This is a genomic window from Enterobacter cloacae complex sp. I1M (assembly GCF_014982425.1).
In the GTDB taxonomy this organism is placed as follows: domain Bacteria; phylum Pseudomonadota; class Gammaproteobacteria; order Enterobacterales; family Enterobacteriaceae; genus Enterobacter; species Enterobacter intestinihominis.
In genome coordinates this window covers 1-15,086 of the sequence record NZ_JADCLG010000033.1, presented here as the reverse complement: position 1 = coordinate 15,086, position 15,086 = coordinate 1, and the positions used below count along the sequence as shown (strand labels likewise).

At 56.9% G+C, this 15,086-nt stretch carries 14 protein-coding genes; 4 read left to right on the top strand and 10 right to left on the bottom strand.

Annotated elements, in window-relative coordinates; all coding sequences use genetic code 11:
- Window positions 1-15: 15 nt before the first annotated feature.
- Window positions 16-903 (bottom strand): LysR family transcriptional regulator, encoded by an 888-nt coding sequence (locus tag INF86_RS18720; protein WP_022646759.1) that lies wholly within the window; start codon window positions 901-903, stop codon window positions 16-18.
- A gap of 102 nt (window positions 904-1,005) precedes the next feature.
- Here INF86_RS18720 and INF86_RS18715 point away from each other — a divergent pair, with 102 nt between their 5' ends.
- Together INF86_RS18715 and INF86_RS18710 are read left to right on the top strand one after the other, a co-directional pair.
- Window positions 1,006-1,416 (top strand): CidA/LrgA family protein, encoded by a 411-nt coding sequence (locus INF86_RS18715; protein ID WP_022646760.1) that lies wholly within the window; start codon window positions 1,006-1,008, stop codon window positions 1,414-1,416.
- Window positions 1,409-2,098: an LrgB family protein gene (locus tag INF86_RS18710; protein ID WP_022646761.1), complete on the top strand. Its 690-nt coding sequence runs from the start codon at window positions 1,409-1,411 to the stop codon at window positions 2,096-2,098. Before INF86_RS18715 ends, INF86_RS18710 begins: the two co-directional genes overlap by 8 nt.
- 33 nt (window positions 2,099-2,131) lie before the next feature.
- On the opposite strand, the gene actP is transcribed toward INF86_RS18710, so the two are convergent.
- The 3 genes from actP to acs form a co-directional block, all read right to left on the bottom strand.
- Window positions 2,132-3,781 carry a cation/acetate symporter ActP gene (actP, locus tag INF86_RS18705; RefSeq protein ID WP_023299099.1) on the bottom strand — a complete coding sequence of 550 codons (1,650 nt, stop codon included), beginning with the start codon at window positions 3,779-3,781 and terminating at the stop codon, window positions 2,132-2,134.
- The gene (locus INF86_RS18700; protein WP_022646763.1) at window positions 3,778-4,092 is read right to left on the bottom strand and encodes a DUF485 domain-containing protein; all 315 of its coding nucleotides are present in this window, start codon (window positions 4,090-4,092) and stop codon (window positions 3,778-3,780) included. The genes actP and INF86_RS18700 overlap by 4 nt, the downstream gene beginning before the upstream one ends.
- A gap of 134 nt (window positions 4,093-4,226) precedes the next feature.
- Window positions 4,227-6,185 carry an acetate--CoA ligase gene (acs, locus tag INF86_RS18695; RefSeq protein ID WP_023299100.1) on the bottom strand — a complete coding sequence of 653 codons (1,959 nt, stop codon included), beginning with the start codon at window positions 6,183-6,185 and terminating at the stop codon, window positions 4,227-4,229.
- 423 nt (window positions 6,186-6,608) lie between these two features.
- Between acs and gltP the strand changes: the two genes are divergently transcribed.
- Window positions 6,609-7,922 carry a glutamate/aspartate:proton symporter GltP gene (gene gltP, locus INF86_RS18690; RefSeq protein ID WP_022646765.1) on the top strand — a complete coding sequence of 438 codons (1,314 nt, stop codon included), beginning with the start codon at window positions 6,609-6,611 and terminating at the stop codon, window positions 7,920-7,922.
- An 83-nt stretch (window positions 7,923-8,005) separates the two neighbouring features.
- Here the strand turns inward: gltP and INF86_RS18685 are convergent, their stop codons facing one another.
- The 3 genes from INF86_RS18685 to fdhF form a co-directional block, all read right to left on the bottom strand.
- The gene (locus INF86_RS18685) at window positions 8,006-8,680 is read right to left on the bottom strand and encodes a tetratricopeptide repeat protein (protein WP_038415085.1); all 675 of its coding nucleotides are present in this window, start codon (window positions 8,678-8,680) and stop codon (window positions 8,006-8,008) included.
- Between the two features lie 121 nt (window positions 8,681-8,801).
- Entirely contained in the window at window positions 8,802-8,954 is a 153-nt protein-coding gene (locus tag INF86_RS18680) for a Hok/Gef family protein (RefSeq protein ID WP_045309109.1), read from the bottom strand.
- A gap of 319 nt (window positions 8,955-9,273) precedes the next feature.
- Window positions 9,274-11,421 (bottom strand): formate dehydrogenase subunit alpha, encoded by a 2,148-nt coding sequence (gene fdhF, locus INF86_RS18675; protein ID WP_080298763.1) that lies wholly within the window; start codon window positions 11,419-11,421, stop codon window positions 9,274-9,276.
- Window positions 11,422-11,677: 256 nt separating this feature from the next.
- Between fdhF and INF86_RS18670 the strand changes: the two genes are divergently transcribed.
- Complete coding sequence (locus INF86_RS18670) at window positions 11,678-12,409, top strand: response regulator (RefSeq protein ID WP_022646769.1); 732 nt, start codon at window positions 11,678-11,680, stop codon at window positions 12,407-12,409.
- On the opposite strand, the gene INF86_RS18665 is transcribed toward INF86_RS18670, so the two are convergent.
- From INF86_RS18665 to INF86_RS18655, 3 genes are read right to left on the bottom strand one after another with little or no spacing between them, the layout of a single operon-like run.
- Window positions 12,391-13,410, bottom strand: a complete 1,020-nt coding sequence (locus INF86_RS18665; protein WP_193543794.1) for a carbohydrate kinase family protein — start codon at window positions 13,408-13,410, stop codon at window positions 12,391-12,393. The two genes, INF86_RS18670 and INF86_RS18665, sit on opposite strands and share 19 nt — an antisense overlap.
- A complete protein-coding gene (locus INF86_RS18660; RefSeq protein WP_048965641.1) occupies window positions 13,410-14,270 on the bottom strand; it encodes a ketose 1,6-bisphosphate aldolase in 861 nt (286 codons plus the stop codon). The genes INF86_RS18665 and INF86_RS18660 overlap by 1 nt, the downstream gene beginning before the upstream one ends.
- Window positions 14,271-14,280: 10 nt before the next feature.
- Window positions 14,281-14,967: a D-lyxose/D-mannose family sugar isomerase gene (locus INF86_RS18655; protein ID WP_126490756.1), complete on the bottom strand. Its 687-nt coding sequence runs from the start codon at window positions 14,965-14,967 to the stop codon at window positions 14,281-14,283.
- Window positions 14,968-15,086 lie beyond the last annotated feature (119 nt).

Here is a 15,086-nt window from a genome sequence, read left to right as displayed (position 1 = left end):
CCCTGTGGGAGAGGGTTAGGGTGAGGGTACCCAAAACCCCTCACAGCATTGCAACCACGCCTGTGCGCTGTGCGACAGATACACCCCTTCACGCCAGATCATCCCTAACTGCCAGTGCAGATCGCTCTCCAGCGGGATCCAGCGCAGCGTGTTTTTATCCAGCCGCTCGCAGATCGGCTGCGGCAGAATGGCTATCCCCACGCCCGCCTGTACCATCGCCGCCAGAAAATCCCACTGGCCGCTGCGCACCGCAATGCGCGGCTTTACGTTGTGCTGGTTAAACAGCGCCATCAGCTGGCGGCTTAAGGCGAAATCTTCGTTGTAAATCAGCAGCGGGTGTTCGCCGAGCAGCTCGGGTTTTACTGATTCAATCTTCAGCCAGTCGCCGGAGCGCGGCACCAGCACGCACAGCGGGTGGCTGAACAGCGGCAGCGTCGCCAGGCCGCTTTCCTCCTCTACGGGAAGAGCCGTCATGGCCACGTCCAGTTCACCGTTCATCACCGCCTGCTGCACGGTCAGGCCGCCAAATTCAGAAATTTTTAGCTCAACGCCGGGATAGCGCTGGCGAAACAGGCTAATCGGCCCGGCCATCATCATGCCGACCATCGGCGGAATGCCGAGCCGCAGCAGCCCTTTTGTCAGGTGGTTGATGTCCCCAAGCTCGGCCTCCAGCTGGCGGAACTCCGCCAGAATTGCCAGCCCGCGCTCGAACACCACGCGACCGGTATCGGTCAGCAGCAGCTTGCGCCCGTCGCGGATCAGCAGGGTACAGTTCAGCTCATCTTCGAGGTTTTTCAGCATCTTACTGATGGTAGGCTGGGTTACGAATAACTTCTCCGCTGCGCGGGTAAAACTTTGCTGGCGAACCACCTCGACAAAATAGCGCAGCGTTCTTATGTCCATGATTATTCCTCGAAACTATACCTTCGATGATTTTAATTCATTTCAGTCGATACCGTACGCTCACTATACTGGCGCCTCGTCTCATTTCTGAGGAAAACCCCCATGGCCGTGGCGTTAAGCCGTGTTACGCCTGCCGTTGTTCAACGACTCCAGGTACCGGTTCAGGTACTGCTCTACGCGGGACTGTTTGTTTTTGCTGAATATCTTGTCGACTGGCTGAACCTGCCTTTACCCGCCAACCTGGTGGGAATGGTGCTGATGCTGACGTTGATCCTCTGTCGCGCGTTACCCCTTAGCTGGGTGCGGGCCGGTGCGCGCTGGCTGCTGGCGGAGATGCTGCTGTTCTTCGTTCCGGCCGTGGTGGCGGTGGTGAATTATGCGCAACTGCTGATGGTCGACGGCTGGCGCATCTTTGCGGTTATCGCCCTGAGCACGCTGATGGTGCTGGGCGCCACCGCCTGGGTGGTGGATAAAGTGTATCGCTTTGAAATCAGCAGGCAGAAGCATGACTAACTTTCAGATAAGCGTGCTATGCCTGATTGCGACAGTCGTCATTTACTTTGCCAACAAGCGCCTGTATCGCCGCTTTCGCACGTTGCCGCTGATGCCGCTGGTCTTTACGCCGATCCTGCTGGTGCTGATGCTGGTCTTCGGCCATATCTCCTGGCAGAACTACATTGGTGAATCCCACTGGCTGCTGTGGCTGCTCGGCCCGGCGACTATCGCCTTTGCGGTGCCGGTGTATGACAACCTGGCAATTATTAAACGCCACTGGATGTCGCTCAGCGCGGGAGTCGTCACCGCGACGGTAGTGGCGGTGTGCAGCTCGGTCTGGCTGGCGCGGCTGTTTACCCTGTCTGATGAAATCCAGCGCAGCCTGGCGGTACGCTCGGTGACCACACCGTTCGCGCTGGCGGCGGCTAAACCGCTCGGCGGACAGCCGGATCTGGTGGCGCTGTTTGTGGTGGTGACCGGCGTGTTCGGCATGGCAGTGGGGGATGTGCTGTTTCTGCGCCTTTCCATTCGCGAAGGGATGGCGAAAGGGGCGGGGTTTGGCGCGGCGTCGCACGGGGCGGGGACGGCACGTTCGTATGAGCTGGGACAGCAGGAAGGCGTTGTTGCAAGCCTGGTGATGATGCTCTCGGGCGTGACAATGGTATTAATCGCGCCGCTGGTGGCGTGGGTGATGTTTTAAGTTCCCCGGCCAGAGCGACCGGGGAGAAAAGGTTTAGTGCGCGCGGCCCTGCTCAACACCCAGGCCGGTTTGCGAGCGGATAAACTGGGCGCGGAATTTCTCACGCTCCAGGTTACCCTCCGGCGAGTTGTCGGTCGCTGAGAAGAACCAGATCCCAATAAACGCCACGGCAATGGAGAACAGCGCCGGGTATTCATACGGGAAGATAGCGCTTTCGTGACCGAGGATCTGCACCCAGATGGTCGGGCCGAGGATCATCAGAATCACCGCCGTCAGCAGCCCCAGCCAGCCGCCAATCATCGCCCCACGGGTGGTCAGTTTTGACCAGTACATGGAGAGCAGAATGATCGGGAAGTTACAGCTTGCCGCAATCGAGAAGGCCAGCCCCACCATAAAGGCGATGTTCTGCTTCTCGAACAAAATCCCCAGCAGGATGGCGACGACGCCCAGCACCAGTACGGTGATTTTGGAGACTTTCAGCTCATCGCGCTCGCTTGCGCCTTTGCGGAAAACGTTGGCGTAGAGATCGTGCGATACCGCAGACGCACCAGCCAGCGTCAGCCCTGCAACCACCGCGAGGATGGTGGCGAAGGCCACGGCAGAGATAAAGCCGAGGAACAGGTTACCGCCTACCGCGTCGGCCAGATGCACCGCCGCCATGTTGTTACCGCCGATAAGCGCGCCCGCCGCGTCTTTAAACGCCGGGTTTGCCCCCACCAGCATGATCGCGCCAAAGCCGATGATAAAGGTCAGTATGTAGAAGTAGCCCATAAACCCGGTGGCGTAGAACACGCTTTTACGCGCTTCACGTGCATCAGACACCGTGAAGAAACGCATCAGGATATGCGGCAGGCCAGCGGTACCGAACATCAGGCCGAGACCGAGCGAGAGCGCGGATATCGGATCTTTCACCAGCCCGCCCGGGCTCATGATCGCTTCCCCTTTCGGGTGCACTGACATGGCTTCGGTAAACAGATTATTGAAGCTGAACCCGACGTGCTTCATTACCATAAAGGCCATAAAGCTGGCGCCGAACAGCAGCAGTACCGCTTTGATGATCTGTACCCAGGTGGTGGCCAGCATGCCGCCGAACAGGACGTACATCACCATCAGCACGCCTACCAGCACCACCGCGACGTGGTAGTTCAGACCGAACAGCAGCTCGATCAGTTTGCCCGCGCCGACCATCTGGGCAATCAGGTACAGCGCCACCACCACCAGCGAACCGCAGGCGGAGAGCATGCGGATGGGGCCTTGTTTGAGGCGGTATGAAGCTACGTCTGCAAAGGTGTAGCGGCCAAGGTTACGCAGGCGCTCGGCAATCAGGAACAGAATGATCGGCCAGCCGACGAGGAAGCCGAGGGAGTAGATCAGGCCGTCATACCCTGAGGTATAAACCAGCGCGGAGATCCCGAGGAACGAGGCGGCAGACATAAAGTCTCCCGCAATCGCCAGCCCGTTCTGGAAGCCGGTAATGTTGCCGCCCGCGGTGTAGTAATCGTTACGGGAGCGCACGCGTTTCGACGCCCAGTAGGTGATGTAAAGCGTTAGCACCACGAAAATCAGGAACATGATAATCGCCTGCCAGTTGGTTGGCTGGCGCTGGACCTCGCCGGTAAGGGCATCTGCCGCATGGGCAGCAAAGGGAAGTGTGGCGGCAAGCGCCGTCAGGACTCGCTTCATGATGCTTTTACCTCGCGCAGAACTTCTCTGTTAAGACGATCGAATTCCCCGTTCGCACGCCAGACATACACACCTGTCAGCACAAACGAAATAACGATAACGCCAATGCCAATTGGGATGCCGCGCGTAACGCTGGTTCCGGCGTGCAGCGGCGTACCGAGCCACTGCGGCGCAAAGGCGATCAGCAGAATAAAGCCGACGTAAATAACCAGCATGATGATGGAAAGGATAAAGGCAAACCGTTGCCGTTTTTCGACGAGCTCCCTGTAGTGCGCACTATTCTCTATCTGCTGACAAATATCGTTATTCATCACAGAGTCTCCAAAGGTAAGGTTGGTTTGTTTTTATCCCCTCTCCCCTATGGGGAGAGGGTTAGGGTGATGGAAGGAAGGTGCGGTCTGATGCCCTCACCCCGGCCCTCTCCCACGGGGAGAGGGAGAAAACACTAGGAAGGCATTGCGATGGCCTGCTTCTCTTCGAGCAGTTTGTCCACCACGCCAGGATCGGCAAGCGTTGAGGTATCACCGAGGTTGCTGGTGTCGCCCGCTGCGATTTTGCGCAGAATACGGCGCATAATCTTGCCGGAACGGGTTTTCGGCAGTGAGTCGGTCCAGTGCAGCACATCCGGTGTGGCCAGCGGGCCGATCTCTTTACGCACCCAGTTACGCACCTCGGTATACAGCTCTGGTGACGGCTCCTCGCCGTGGTTCAGGGTGACGTAGGCGTAGATCGCCTGGCCTTTGATGTTGTGAGGAATGCCGACAACTGCCGCTTCGGCAATCTTCGGATGCGACACCAGCGCAGACTCAATCTCCGCCGTGCCCAGACGGTGGCCGGAAACATTCAGCACATCGTCCACGCGTCCGGTGATCCAGTAATAACCGTCTTCGTCCCGGCGCGCGCCGTCGCCGCTGAAGTACATGTTTTTAAAGGTTGAGAAGTAGGTCTGTTCGAAGCGCTCATGGTCGCCGAACAGGGTACGCGCCTGGCCAGGCCAGGAATCGACGATTACCAGGTTGCCTTCGGTGGCCCCTTCCTGCGGATTGCCTTCGTTGTCCACCAGCGCGGGCTGCACGCCAAAGAACGGACGGGTGGCCGAACCGGCTTTCAACTGCGTGGCGCCCGGCATCGGGGTGATCATGAAGCCGCCGGTTTCGGTCTGCCACCAGGTGTCCATCACCGGGCACTTCTCGTTGCCGATCTTCTTCCAGTACCACTCCCAGGCTTCCGGGTTGATCGGCTCGCCCACGGAACCGAGGATGCGCAGGGAAGAGCGGTCGGTCCCTTCGATGGCTTTATCGCCTTCCGCCATTAATGCGCGGATCGCCGTTGGCGCGGTGTAGAGAATGTTGACCTGATGCTTATCGACCACCTGGCACATACGCGCCGGCGTTGGCCAGTTAGGTACGCCTTCAAACATCAGCGTCGTTGCGCCGCAGGCCAGCGGGCCGTACAGCAGGTAGCTGTGACCGGTGACCCAGCCCACGTCGGCGGTACACCAGTAGATGTCGCCCGGATGGTAGTCGAAAACGTATTTAAAGGTGGTGGCCGCGTAAACCAGATAGCCGCCGGTGGTATGCAGCACGCCTTTCGGCTTACCGGTGGATCCGGAGGTATAAAGGATAAACAGCGGATCTTCCGCGTTCATCTCTTCCGGCTGATGCTGGTCGCTTGCGTTTTCAATCAGATCGCTCCACCACAGGTCTCGGCCCTCGTGCCAGTCAATGTTGCCGCCCGTGCGTTTGAAGACAATGACGTTATGGATGGATTTCACGTTCGGGTTTTTCAGCGCTTCATCGACGTTTTTCTTCAGCGGAATGCCGCGCCCGGCACGCACGCCCTCGTCAGCGGTGATCACCAGCTTTGAGTTCGAGTCGACGATACGTCCGGCAACCGCCTCCGGCGAGAAGCCACCAAAAATAACGGAGTGGATCGCGCCGATGCGCGCGCAGGCCAGCATAGCCACCGCGGCTTCCGGCACCATCGGCATATAGATCGCCACCACATCGCCTTTTTTAATGCCCTGGGCCAGCAGCACGTTGGCGAAGCGGCAGACGTCGCGATGAAGCTCTTTATATGAGATGTGTTTGCTCTGAGAGGCATCGTCGCCTTCCCAGATAATGGCCGTTTCGTTGCCGCGTTCGGCAAGATGGCGGTCCAGGCAGTTCGCCGCCAGGTTCAGCGTGCCGTCTTCATACCATTTAATGGAGACGTTGCCCGGCGCGAAAGAGGTGTTCTTTACCTTCTGATAAGGTTTGATCCAGTCGAGGATGTGGCCCTGTTCACCCCAGAATGCGTCAGGGCTGGAAATGGACTGCTGGTATTTCTCCTGGTACTGCTCCGGGCTTATCAGGCAACGGTCCGCAATGTTTGCGGGAATGTCGTGTTTGTGTATTTGGCTCATGGCTTTTTTTCTCCTTGTAAGATGTTAATAATATGTCGCAAAAACGTTAATAGTAGGGGCTTTACAAGCTTTGTTTAGTATTTGGGCGACAGATCACGCAATGTCTGAAGAGTATGAAAATTGAGCGAATGAAACTTTGAAGGGAAATAATTCATCTGAAGAATTATTCACTTTTTTGTTTGTAAAAGTTTTTTCATAACAATCGGTTATTGATGTGGATTGCTATTAATTACCGTCAATGACGCTTTTTGCAGTGAAATGCCTTGTTCTTTAAGGCTTGCGCAGCATGCCGTGCAAATGATACTCATACGGCGCGTTAAAAAATCCCATAAACCAACGCAACACAATTCATACCCTTTCAGTATGTCTCCATATTCATGCAGTTTTGATGGTGCGGAGATTTCATTGAGGAAGTCAGTTTCTATGAAAAATTTGAAAGTCAGCCTGGCCTGGCAGATCCTGCTGGCCCTTGTGCTGGGCATCTTGCTGGGCAGTTACCTCCATTATCATAGCGACAGCCGCGAGTGGCTGATTGCGAACCTTCTCTCGCCAGCGGGCGATATCTTTATTCATCTGATCAAGATGATTGTTGTGCCGATTGTGATCTCGACGCTGGTGGTCGGTATTGCCGGGGTAGGTGATGCGAAACAGTTAGGCCGCATCGGCGTTAAAACCATTCTCTATTTCGAAGTGATCACCACGGTTGCCATCATTCTTGGTATCACCCTGGCGAACGTGTTCCAGCCAGGTTCCGGGATTGATATGTCGCAGCTGGCGACGGTGGATATTTCGAAATATCAAAGCACCACCGCCGACGTGCAGAGCCATTCGCACGGTCTGATGGGCACAATTCTGTCACTGGTGCCGACCAACATTATCGCGTCAATGGCGAAGGGCGAGATGCTGCCGATCATCTTCTTCTCGGTGCTCTTTGGTCTGGGGCTTTCTTCCCTGCCCGCGACGCACCGTGAACCGTTGGTAACGGTGTTCCGCTCTATCTCTGAAACCATGTTCAAAGTTACCCACATGGTGATGCGCTATGCGCCGGTGGGTGTTTTTGCGCTGATCGCCGTAACCGTGGCGAACTTCGGCTTTGCTTCCCTGTGGCCGTTGGCGAAGCTGGTGATTCTGGTGCACTTCGCGATCCTGTTCTTCGCGCTGGTGGTGCTGGGGATTGTGGCGCGCCTGTGCGGGCTGAGCATCTGGATCCTGATCCGCATTCTGAAAGATGAGCTGATTCTGGCGTACTCCACGGCAAGCTCCGAGAGCGTGCTGCCGCGTATCATTGAGAAGATGGAGGCCTACGGTGCACCGGCGTCCATTACCAGCTTCGTTGTACCGACCGGTTACTCCTTCAACCTGGATGGTTCAACGCTGTATCAGAGTATTGCGGCAATCTTTATCGCTCAGCTGTACGGCATTGACCTGTCGCTGTGGCAGGAAATCGTGCTGGTGTTGACCCTGATGGTGACCTCAAAGGGTATCGCAGGCGTGCCGGGCGTCTCCTTCGTGGTGCTGCTGGCGACGCTGGGCAGCGTCGGTATTCCGCTGGAAGGCCTGGCGTTTATCGCCGGTGTGGACCGTATCCTCGACATGGCGCGTACCGCGCTGAACGTGGTGGGTAATGCGCTGGCGGTGCTGGTAATCTCCAAGTGGGAACACAAGTTCGACCGTAAAAAAGCGCTGGCGTATGAACGCGAGGTGCTGGGTCGTTTTGATAAAACGGCTGACCAATGATGTAAAAATGCCGGGTGGCGGCTTCGCCTTACCCGGCCTACATAACCGTAGGCCCGGTAAGCGCAGCGCCACCGGGCAATAATTTACTCCCCGCTCAACGCATCAAACTCTTCACACCCGGTATCAAACCCTTCCGTACAGCTCAGGTTTAACCAGTAAAGCGCTTTCTGTTTATTCGGTGTGATAAAGCCTTTCTCACCCTGCCTGAACAGCATGCCTGCCCAGTACTCCGCATAGCCCGTCCGGGACAGAGCCGAACTCCGCTTGAACCACGCCGCAGCCTGCACGTCATCCTGAGGGACTTCAACGCCGTTGGCATAGATCAGCCCCAGCAGCTGTTGCGCGTCTACCGCCGAGTCACTATCGATGTCTTCGGTCGCCGTTTGCAGCAGTTTAATGGCCTGCGGGTAGTCGGTCTTGCCTGCTTGCGTGTTCACCAGCACCCGCGCCAGCATGATCGCGCCGCGTTTGCTGCCCGCAATGTTTGCCTGTTGGGCCAGAGCTTTGGCCTGTGCGTAGTCGCCCTGCGTAAAGAGGATTTGCGATAGCAGCGCCATGGCGTCGACATTGCCGCCTTTCGCCGCTTTCTCGGCCCACAGCGCGGCCTGCTTGCTGTCGCCGGAGCTGAAGTACGTATCGGCAAGATAATACTGGGCGCGCGCATCACCGGCTTCCGCCTGTTTTCGATACTGGCTGCCTATCTCATCGGCACGGGCAAAGGCGGTTAAAAATAACAACAACAGAAAAATGGCTTTCATGGATTCTTATCATCGGGGTACATGCCGCGCAGTATAATCGCGGTGACAGAAGAAAAAAACGGGTGCGTTAAGACCTCAGCATCCCACAAGCCGGGCGGAACACGCGTTCCACCCGAAGAGGTTAGCCTGCGTTACAGGCTAATTTCGCCGCCACCTCCTGATGTTCACTCTTTATTGAAAACTCACATAACTTACCGCGAGTAATAAAGGTAAAGTTCACTATCGTCAGGCAAATAATAAAAACGATGCCTAACGCAGTTTTTAATGGCGTCATGCCTTTTACTCCTTGTGAAAAAAAGAATAAGAGGCTACTCTCAACTTGTTGGGGTTGAGGGGTAGCCTCGGGTAAATGCAAATTTCCCGGGGCTTTCCACTTTCTGTCCCTCAACAATGCTCAAGACAGAAAGTCTTAAGCACCCGCCGCATATCTTATCCCTCTGAATTAAAATGCAAAGATGTAATTAATTTTCGCGAAAATTACATTTTTCTGCGAGACGTCTTCAGAGAAATATATTGTTATTATTAATAGCGATGCCAGAAATAATAATGGGGTGAATATCTCACCCCATTTAGTCAGCGATTAATTAACAGCTTCATCCCATTGCGCTTTCACGCAGGCGGGCTTTCAGCTTGTTATATTCGTCGATCACGTACTGTTCCGCTGCGCGCTGATCCGCTATGGGCTCCACGTTTACGGCGCAGTATTTATACTCCGGCGTTTTGGTTATCGGGCTTAAGTTCTCCGTCACCAGCTCGTTACAGGCGCCAATCCACCACTGGTAGGTCATATAGACCGCGCCTTTGTTCGGACGGTCGCTGACCTGCGCGCGGGTAATGATGCGGCCTTTACGCGAGTTCACCCACACCAGCGCTTCATCTTCAATACCGAGCCGTTCGGCATCGGCGGTGTTGATCTGCGCGTAGCCCGGTTCATCCGCCAGCGCCGCCAGCGCGGCGCAGTTGCCGGTCATGGAACGGCAGGAGTAATGGCCCACTTCACGCACGGTGGAGAGCACCATCGGATACTCGTCGGTGAGTTTATCGATCGGCGCGACCCAGTCGCAGGTGAAGAATTGCGCCAGCCCGTTCGGGGTGTCGAATTTTTCTTTAAAGAGGTACGACGTTCCCTGATCCGCCTCTGACTCATCCCGGCACGGCCACTGGATGTAGCCTAGCTCACCCATTTTTTCATAGGTTGCCCCATAAAAGTCCGGGCACAGATGCCGCAACTCGTCCCAGATCTCCTGGGTGTTGTTGTAGTGCATCGGGTAGCCCATGCGGGTGGCGATTTCGCTGATGATCTGCCAGTCCGTTTTCAGATCCCACTTCGGCTCGACAGCCTTGAAGAAGCGCTGGAAGCCGCGGTCTGCCGCCGTATAGACACCTTCATGCTCTCCCCAGGAGGTCGACGGTAAAATCACATCCGCCGCCGCCGCGGTTTTGGTCATAAAGATATCCTGAACAATCACCAGCTCCAGATCCTCAAACCCTTTACGCACCGCAGACAACTCGGCGTCGGTCTGGAGCGGATCTTCACCCATGATGTAGGCCGCACGCACTTCACCGTGCGCCGCGCGGTGCGGCAGCTCGCTGATGCGATACCCCGTGTGCTCAGGCAGGCTCTCCACGCCCCAGGCCTTCGCGAATTTCTCGCGATTTTCCGGGAATTTGACGTACTGGTAGCCCGGATAGGTGTCCGGCAGCGCGCCCATGTCGCACGCGCCCTGCACGTTATTCTGACCACGTACCGGGTTCACGCCCACATGCGCTTTACCCAGATTGCCGGTCAACATGGCGAGGCTGGTGAGCGAGCGCACGGTTTCCACGCCCTGGTAGAACTGGGTCACGCCCATACCCCACAGAATGGCGGCGGTTTTCGCTCCGGCGTACATCCGCGCCGCCTGGCGGATCTCCTGTGCGCTGACGCCGGTTATCGCCTCTACGGACTCCGGCGTATAGCCTTCGACAATCTTGCGATACTCTTCAAACCCTTCCGTACGGCTTGCGACAAACGCCTGGTCGTAGAGGTTCTCCTCAATAATGACGTGCCCCATCGCATTCAACAGCGCGATGTTCGAGCCGTTTTTCAGTGCGATGTGCATATCGGCAATGCGCGCGGTTTCAATTTTGCGCGGATCGCAGACGATGATTTTCGCCCCGTTCTGTTTGGCGCGAATCACGTGATTCGCGACGATAGGGTGAGAATCCGCCGGGTTATAGCCGAAGATGAACACCAGATCGGTGTTATCTATCTCATTGATGGCATTACTCATTGCGCCGTTACCGACCGACTGGTGCAGACCTGCAACCGATGGGCCGTGTCAGACGCGAGCGCAGCAGTCGACGTTATTGGTACCAATAACGGCGCGCGCGAATTTTTGCATCACATAGTTGGTTTCATTCCCGGTTCCGCGTGAGGAGCCGGTGGTCTGAATCGCATCCGGGCCATACTTGGCCTTGATGGCGCTAAGGCGCGTGGCAACATAATCCAGCGCTTCATTCCAGGAGACGGCTTCCAGCTTGCCGCCGCGCTCGCGGCGGATCATAGGGGTTTTCAGGCGCGGGGTGAGGATTTGGGTATCGTTAATAAAATCCCAGCCGTAGTACCCTTTCAGGCACAGCGTGCCCTGATTGGTTTTACCCTGCGCCGCTTCCGCCCGGACGATTTTGCCGTTATCGACCACCAGGTGGATCTTGCAACCTGAGGCACAATAAGGGCAAACCGTGACGACTTTTTTCATCACTTTGCTCCAGTTAAACAGTTCTTACCTGCCCAATATGCAGCTTCTATGCCATGTTTTTACTATGGGTATTTCCTGACTTTACGACCCTTTGCGGGGCAAAACCCTGACGAAAAACAGCCAATCGTCAAAATTGACGTGTCGAAAGGGCAGGGGATGTGACATGGATTGAATTTCCGTCACGTAAAAAACAATTCGGCTGGAGCCGGCGGCAGAATGGTTCAGACTTAACATAATTCCCTGACGGAAGCATGCGATGAAACCGGCGATTCTGGTGGTTGATGATGATGTCGCAGTCTGCGAACTGCTACAGGATGTGCTCAGCGAGCACGTCTTTACCGTGCTGACGTGTCACACCGGTCAGGAAGCGGTGAACCGTGTCCAGCAGGACTCCGGCATTGCGCTGGTTCTGCTGGACATGATGCTGCCGGATATCAACGGATTACAGGTTTTGCTGCAGATGCAAAAGCGGCGACCGTCGCTACCGGTGGTGATGCTGACGGGGCTGGGAAGTGAATCAGATGTGGTCGTCGGGCTGGAAATGGGCGCTGATGATTACATCGGAAAACCGTTCAATCCGCGCGTGGTGGTCGCCCGCGTTAAGGCGGTGCTGCGTCGTACCGGTGCGCTGGCCGCGGAGCCTGCCGCGCCGCGCGTTGAAGGTATTGCCTTTAACGGCTGGACGCTGGACACCACCCGCTGCGAGCTGAGCGATCCGCAGCGTAATACCGTACCGTTAACCCAGGGTGAATACGGCCTGCTGCTGGCATTAACGCAAAACGCCCGCCGGGTACTGAGCCGTGAACAGCTGCTTGAACTGACCCACAGCGAAAGCGCTGAGGTCTTTGACCGCACTATCGACGTGCTGATCATGCGGCTGCGGCGAAAAATTGAGGTCAATCCGCACCAGCCTCTGCTGATCAAAACCATTCGCGGTCTGGGCTATGTTTTTGCCACGGACGTTTCCCATCATGAGAAAGCCGCCTGACCGTTCTCCTGAATAAACGTCTGAAGTTCGGCCAGCGTTTTCGCGCCGTCAATTGCATTAGCCGCCAGCAGGCTGGCCCGCGCGCAGGCGTGCGCCAGATAAATATTCTCCGTCAGCGGCAGGGATTCATGGCAGCCGTATAAAAAGCCCGCGCAAAACGCGTCGCCCGCGCCGACGCTGCCGATTATCTCGTCCTGCCTCAGCTTCCACGACGGAACCCATTGCCCTTTTTCACCCGGCGCTTCACCCCATGCCCCTTCCGGACAGTGGATCACCACCCGCTGTCGCACGCCTGCCGCCAGCAGCTGTGCGGCAGCGTCGGCGATATGGGCCATGTTCAGCGCATCATGGCTGTCGCGGATCTCAAGCCCGCTAAACTCACCGGCTTCCAGCTCGTTAATCACCAGATAATCAAGATGGCGCAGGGCAGGGAGCACCAGCGGCTGATAGCGCGGGTCGCCCTTGCGGGACACCAGATCGAGCGAGATTTCATACCCCTGATCGTGCATCTGTGCCAGTAACCGCGCGCTGCGGGTGCCAAATTCGTCATCCGGCATGTCCAGGCTGTCGAGCAGCAGCAGATAGCCGAGATGGAAGATCTTCAGCGATCCATCTAAACGATCGAAGGCGGGAAGATCCAGCAGGCGGTTGGCGCCCGGCGAGTGGAAAAAGGTGCGCTGTCCGCTGGGGTCGGTCATCACCTGCGACATCGACGTTGGGGAGAACGTCGTGCGCTGCACGCGCTGGCGATTGACGTGATACTGGTCGAGCATCGCCAGAATATAGTCTCCGTCGCTGTCTTCCCCAATCAGCCCCACCGCCTGTAACGGCAGGCCGACGTGCATTTTCGCCAGCGTCAGCAGAACGTTGAGTGGCGCACCGCCGGTTGAGCGTTCGCTGTGGGTGATTTCTGCCAGCCAGCCGCGCTCCGGCCACTGTACGATCTGGTGGACGTGATCCACCAGCATATTGCCTGCGGCGACGATCCCTTTGCGTTCCATTAGGCCTGCCCCGCACTGCCGAAGATGCGCATCTGTTCCGCAACCGTATCGGTAATGGCCTCTTCAATGCCCAGCAGCAGCTCGGCAAACTCATCGTAAAGCGGTTGGCGGTTCGCCATGCGTTGCTCAACGGCGGCAAGTGCGGCCTGCGACATGCCGGTATAGAAATTGATTTTATGAATACCGAGTTCAATGGCGCGGCGGAAATCAGTGTCGCTTATGCCAGAGCCACCATGTAAAACCAGCGGCAGGCCCGTCTGCTGGCGAATGGCGTCCAGACGCGGAAAATCAAGCTTCGGCTCGCCCTTGTATTTGCCGTGCGCGTTGCCAATGGCAACCGCCAGCGCATCGATGCCGGTTGAATCAACAAATTCGCGCGCCAGCTGCGGGTCGGTAAAGAAGGCTTCATCCGCATGACCGTACAGCGCGCCACCTTCATCCCCGCCTACCGCGCCCAGCTCCGCCTCTACCGAGACGCCCACCGCGTGGCACATCTTCACCACTTCCCGGGTCTGGCGGATATTTTCCTCATAGCTCAGCGTGGAGCCGTCGAACATCACCGAGCTGAACCCTAAACGCAGGGCGCGCACCACCGCCTCAAAATGCAGTCCGTGGTCGAGGTTAAGCACCACGGGAATATCGTGGCGGGCAGCTTCGAATTTCACCGCTTCCACCAGCGACTCCAGAGACACGTACTTAAAATGCACTTCGGCGATGTTGATGATAAACGGCGAGCGTTCCTGCTTCGCGGCGGCAAACAGCGCGCGCAGAAAATGGGAGTCGAGCACGTTGAACGCGCCCAGGGCGTAGCGGTGTTCCCTGGCGTGGGCCAGACCGTCGGCAAGAGAAATCAATGGCATCATTCACTCCTTATATCCGAAAGAGGGTGTACTCGTTGCACAGCACCAGCACCGCCGGTTCGTCTTCTTCAATGGTGTTGTAGCGGTCAATGGGCTGTAAAAAGTGGTTGTCGTGTTCATCGTCATTGACCGACGACACTTCGCCCACCAGCACGTCACCAAAGCCGCGTTCACCCCAGAAACTGTGGTACAGGCCGGGCGTCAGGCAGATGCTCTCCCCAGGCGTGAGGCGCAGCTGGCTGCCGGGCGCGTGCGTCTGCCGACAGCCGTCTATCGTGACGGTCACGTCGGTGTTTTCGGTCTCTTCATGCGCGCCCGCATTCCATAACTCAATAATCAGATTCCCGCCGCCGCGGTTAATAATGTCCTCCCGCTTGCGCCAGTGAAAATGCATCGGCGTCACCTGGCCGTCGCGGACGTGCATGATTTTTTCGGCATAGCACTTTTCATAGGGCACGCCGTTGGGGGAGCCGTTGCGCAGGGTGTAAAGCGTTAACCCCTGTGCAGCGAAGTTGTTGCCACCAAATGCCGTCACGTCCCAGCCGAGCCTGAGGTCAAACACCTCCTGCCATGCTGCCTGGTCAAGCTGCTGCCATTTTGTCGGCGGAAAGCTGGCAAAAGGCGGGAGATGCACGTCGTGCATGGAGAAGAACTGCCGCGTGTGGCCGAGGATTTCATTGATGTCGGAGCGTTTCATGGGGACTCCTTGAGTTTTTGCCGCCCCCTTACCCTAACCCTCTCCCCAAAGGGGAGAGGGAACTTGAACACCCTCTCCCCTTTGGGGAGAGGGCACGGTGCAGTCTCTTATAAACATCA

Excerpts from the sequence above, each read along its gene's own strand:
- INF86_RS18720 (WP_022646759.1), bottom strand. The coding sequence starts at position 903 with ATGGACATAAGAACGCTGCGCTATTTTGTCGAGGTGGTTCGCCAGCAA.
- INF86_RS18715 (WP_022646760.1), top strand. The coding sequence starts at position 1,006 with ATGGCCGTGGCGTTAAGCCGTGTTACGCCTGCCGTTGTTCAACGACTC.
- INF86_RS18710 (WP_022646761.1), top strand. The coding sequence starts at position 1,409 with ATGACTAACTTTCAGATAAGCGTGCTATGCCTGATTGCGACAGTCGTC.
- actP (WP_023299099.1), bottom strand. The coding sequence starts at position 3,781 with ATGAAGCGAGTCCTGACGGCGCTTGCCGCCACACTTCCCTTTGCTGCC.
- INF86_RS18700 (WP_022646763.1), bottom strand. The coding sequence starts at position 4,092 with ATGAATAACGATATTTGTCAGCAGATAGAGAATAGTGCGCACTACAGG.
- acs (WP_023299100.1), bottom strand. The coding sequence starts at position 6,185 with ATGAGCCAAATACACAAACACGACATTCCCGCAAACATTGCGGACCGT.
- gltP (WP_022646765.1), top strand. The coding sequence starts at position 6,609 with ATGAAAAATTTGAAAGTCAGCCTGGCCTGGCAGATCCTGCTGGCCCTT.
- INF86_RS18685 (WP_038415085.1), bottom strand. The coding sequence starts at position 8,680 with ATGAAAGCCATTTTTCTGTTGTTGTTATTTTTAACCGCCTTTGCCCGT.
- INF86_RS18680 (WP_045309109.1), bottom strand. The coding sequence starts at position 8,954 with ATGACGCCATTAAAAACTGCGTTAGGCATCGTTTTTATTATTTGCCTG.
- INF86_RS18670 (WP_022646769.1), top strand. The coding sequence starts at position 11,678 with ATGAAACCGGCGATTCTGGTGGTTGATGATGATGTCGCAGTCTGCGAA.
- INF86_RS18665 (WP_193543794.1), bottom strand. The coding sequence starts at position 13,410 with ATGGAACGCAAAGGGATCGTCGCCGCAGGCAATATGCTGGTGGATCAC.
- INF86_RS18660 (WP_048965641.1), bottom strand. The coding sequence starts at position 14,270 with ATGCCATTGATTTCTCTTGCCGACGGTCTGGCCCACGCCAGGGAACAC.
- INF86_RS18655 (WP_126490756.1), bottom strand. The coding sequence starts at position 14,967 with ATGAAACGCTCCGACATCAATGAAATCCTCGGCCACACGCGGCAGTTC.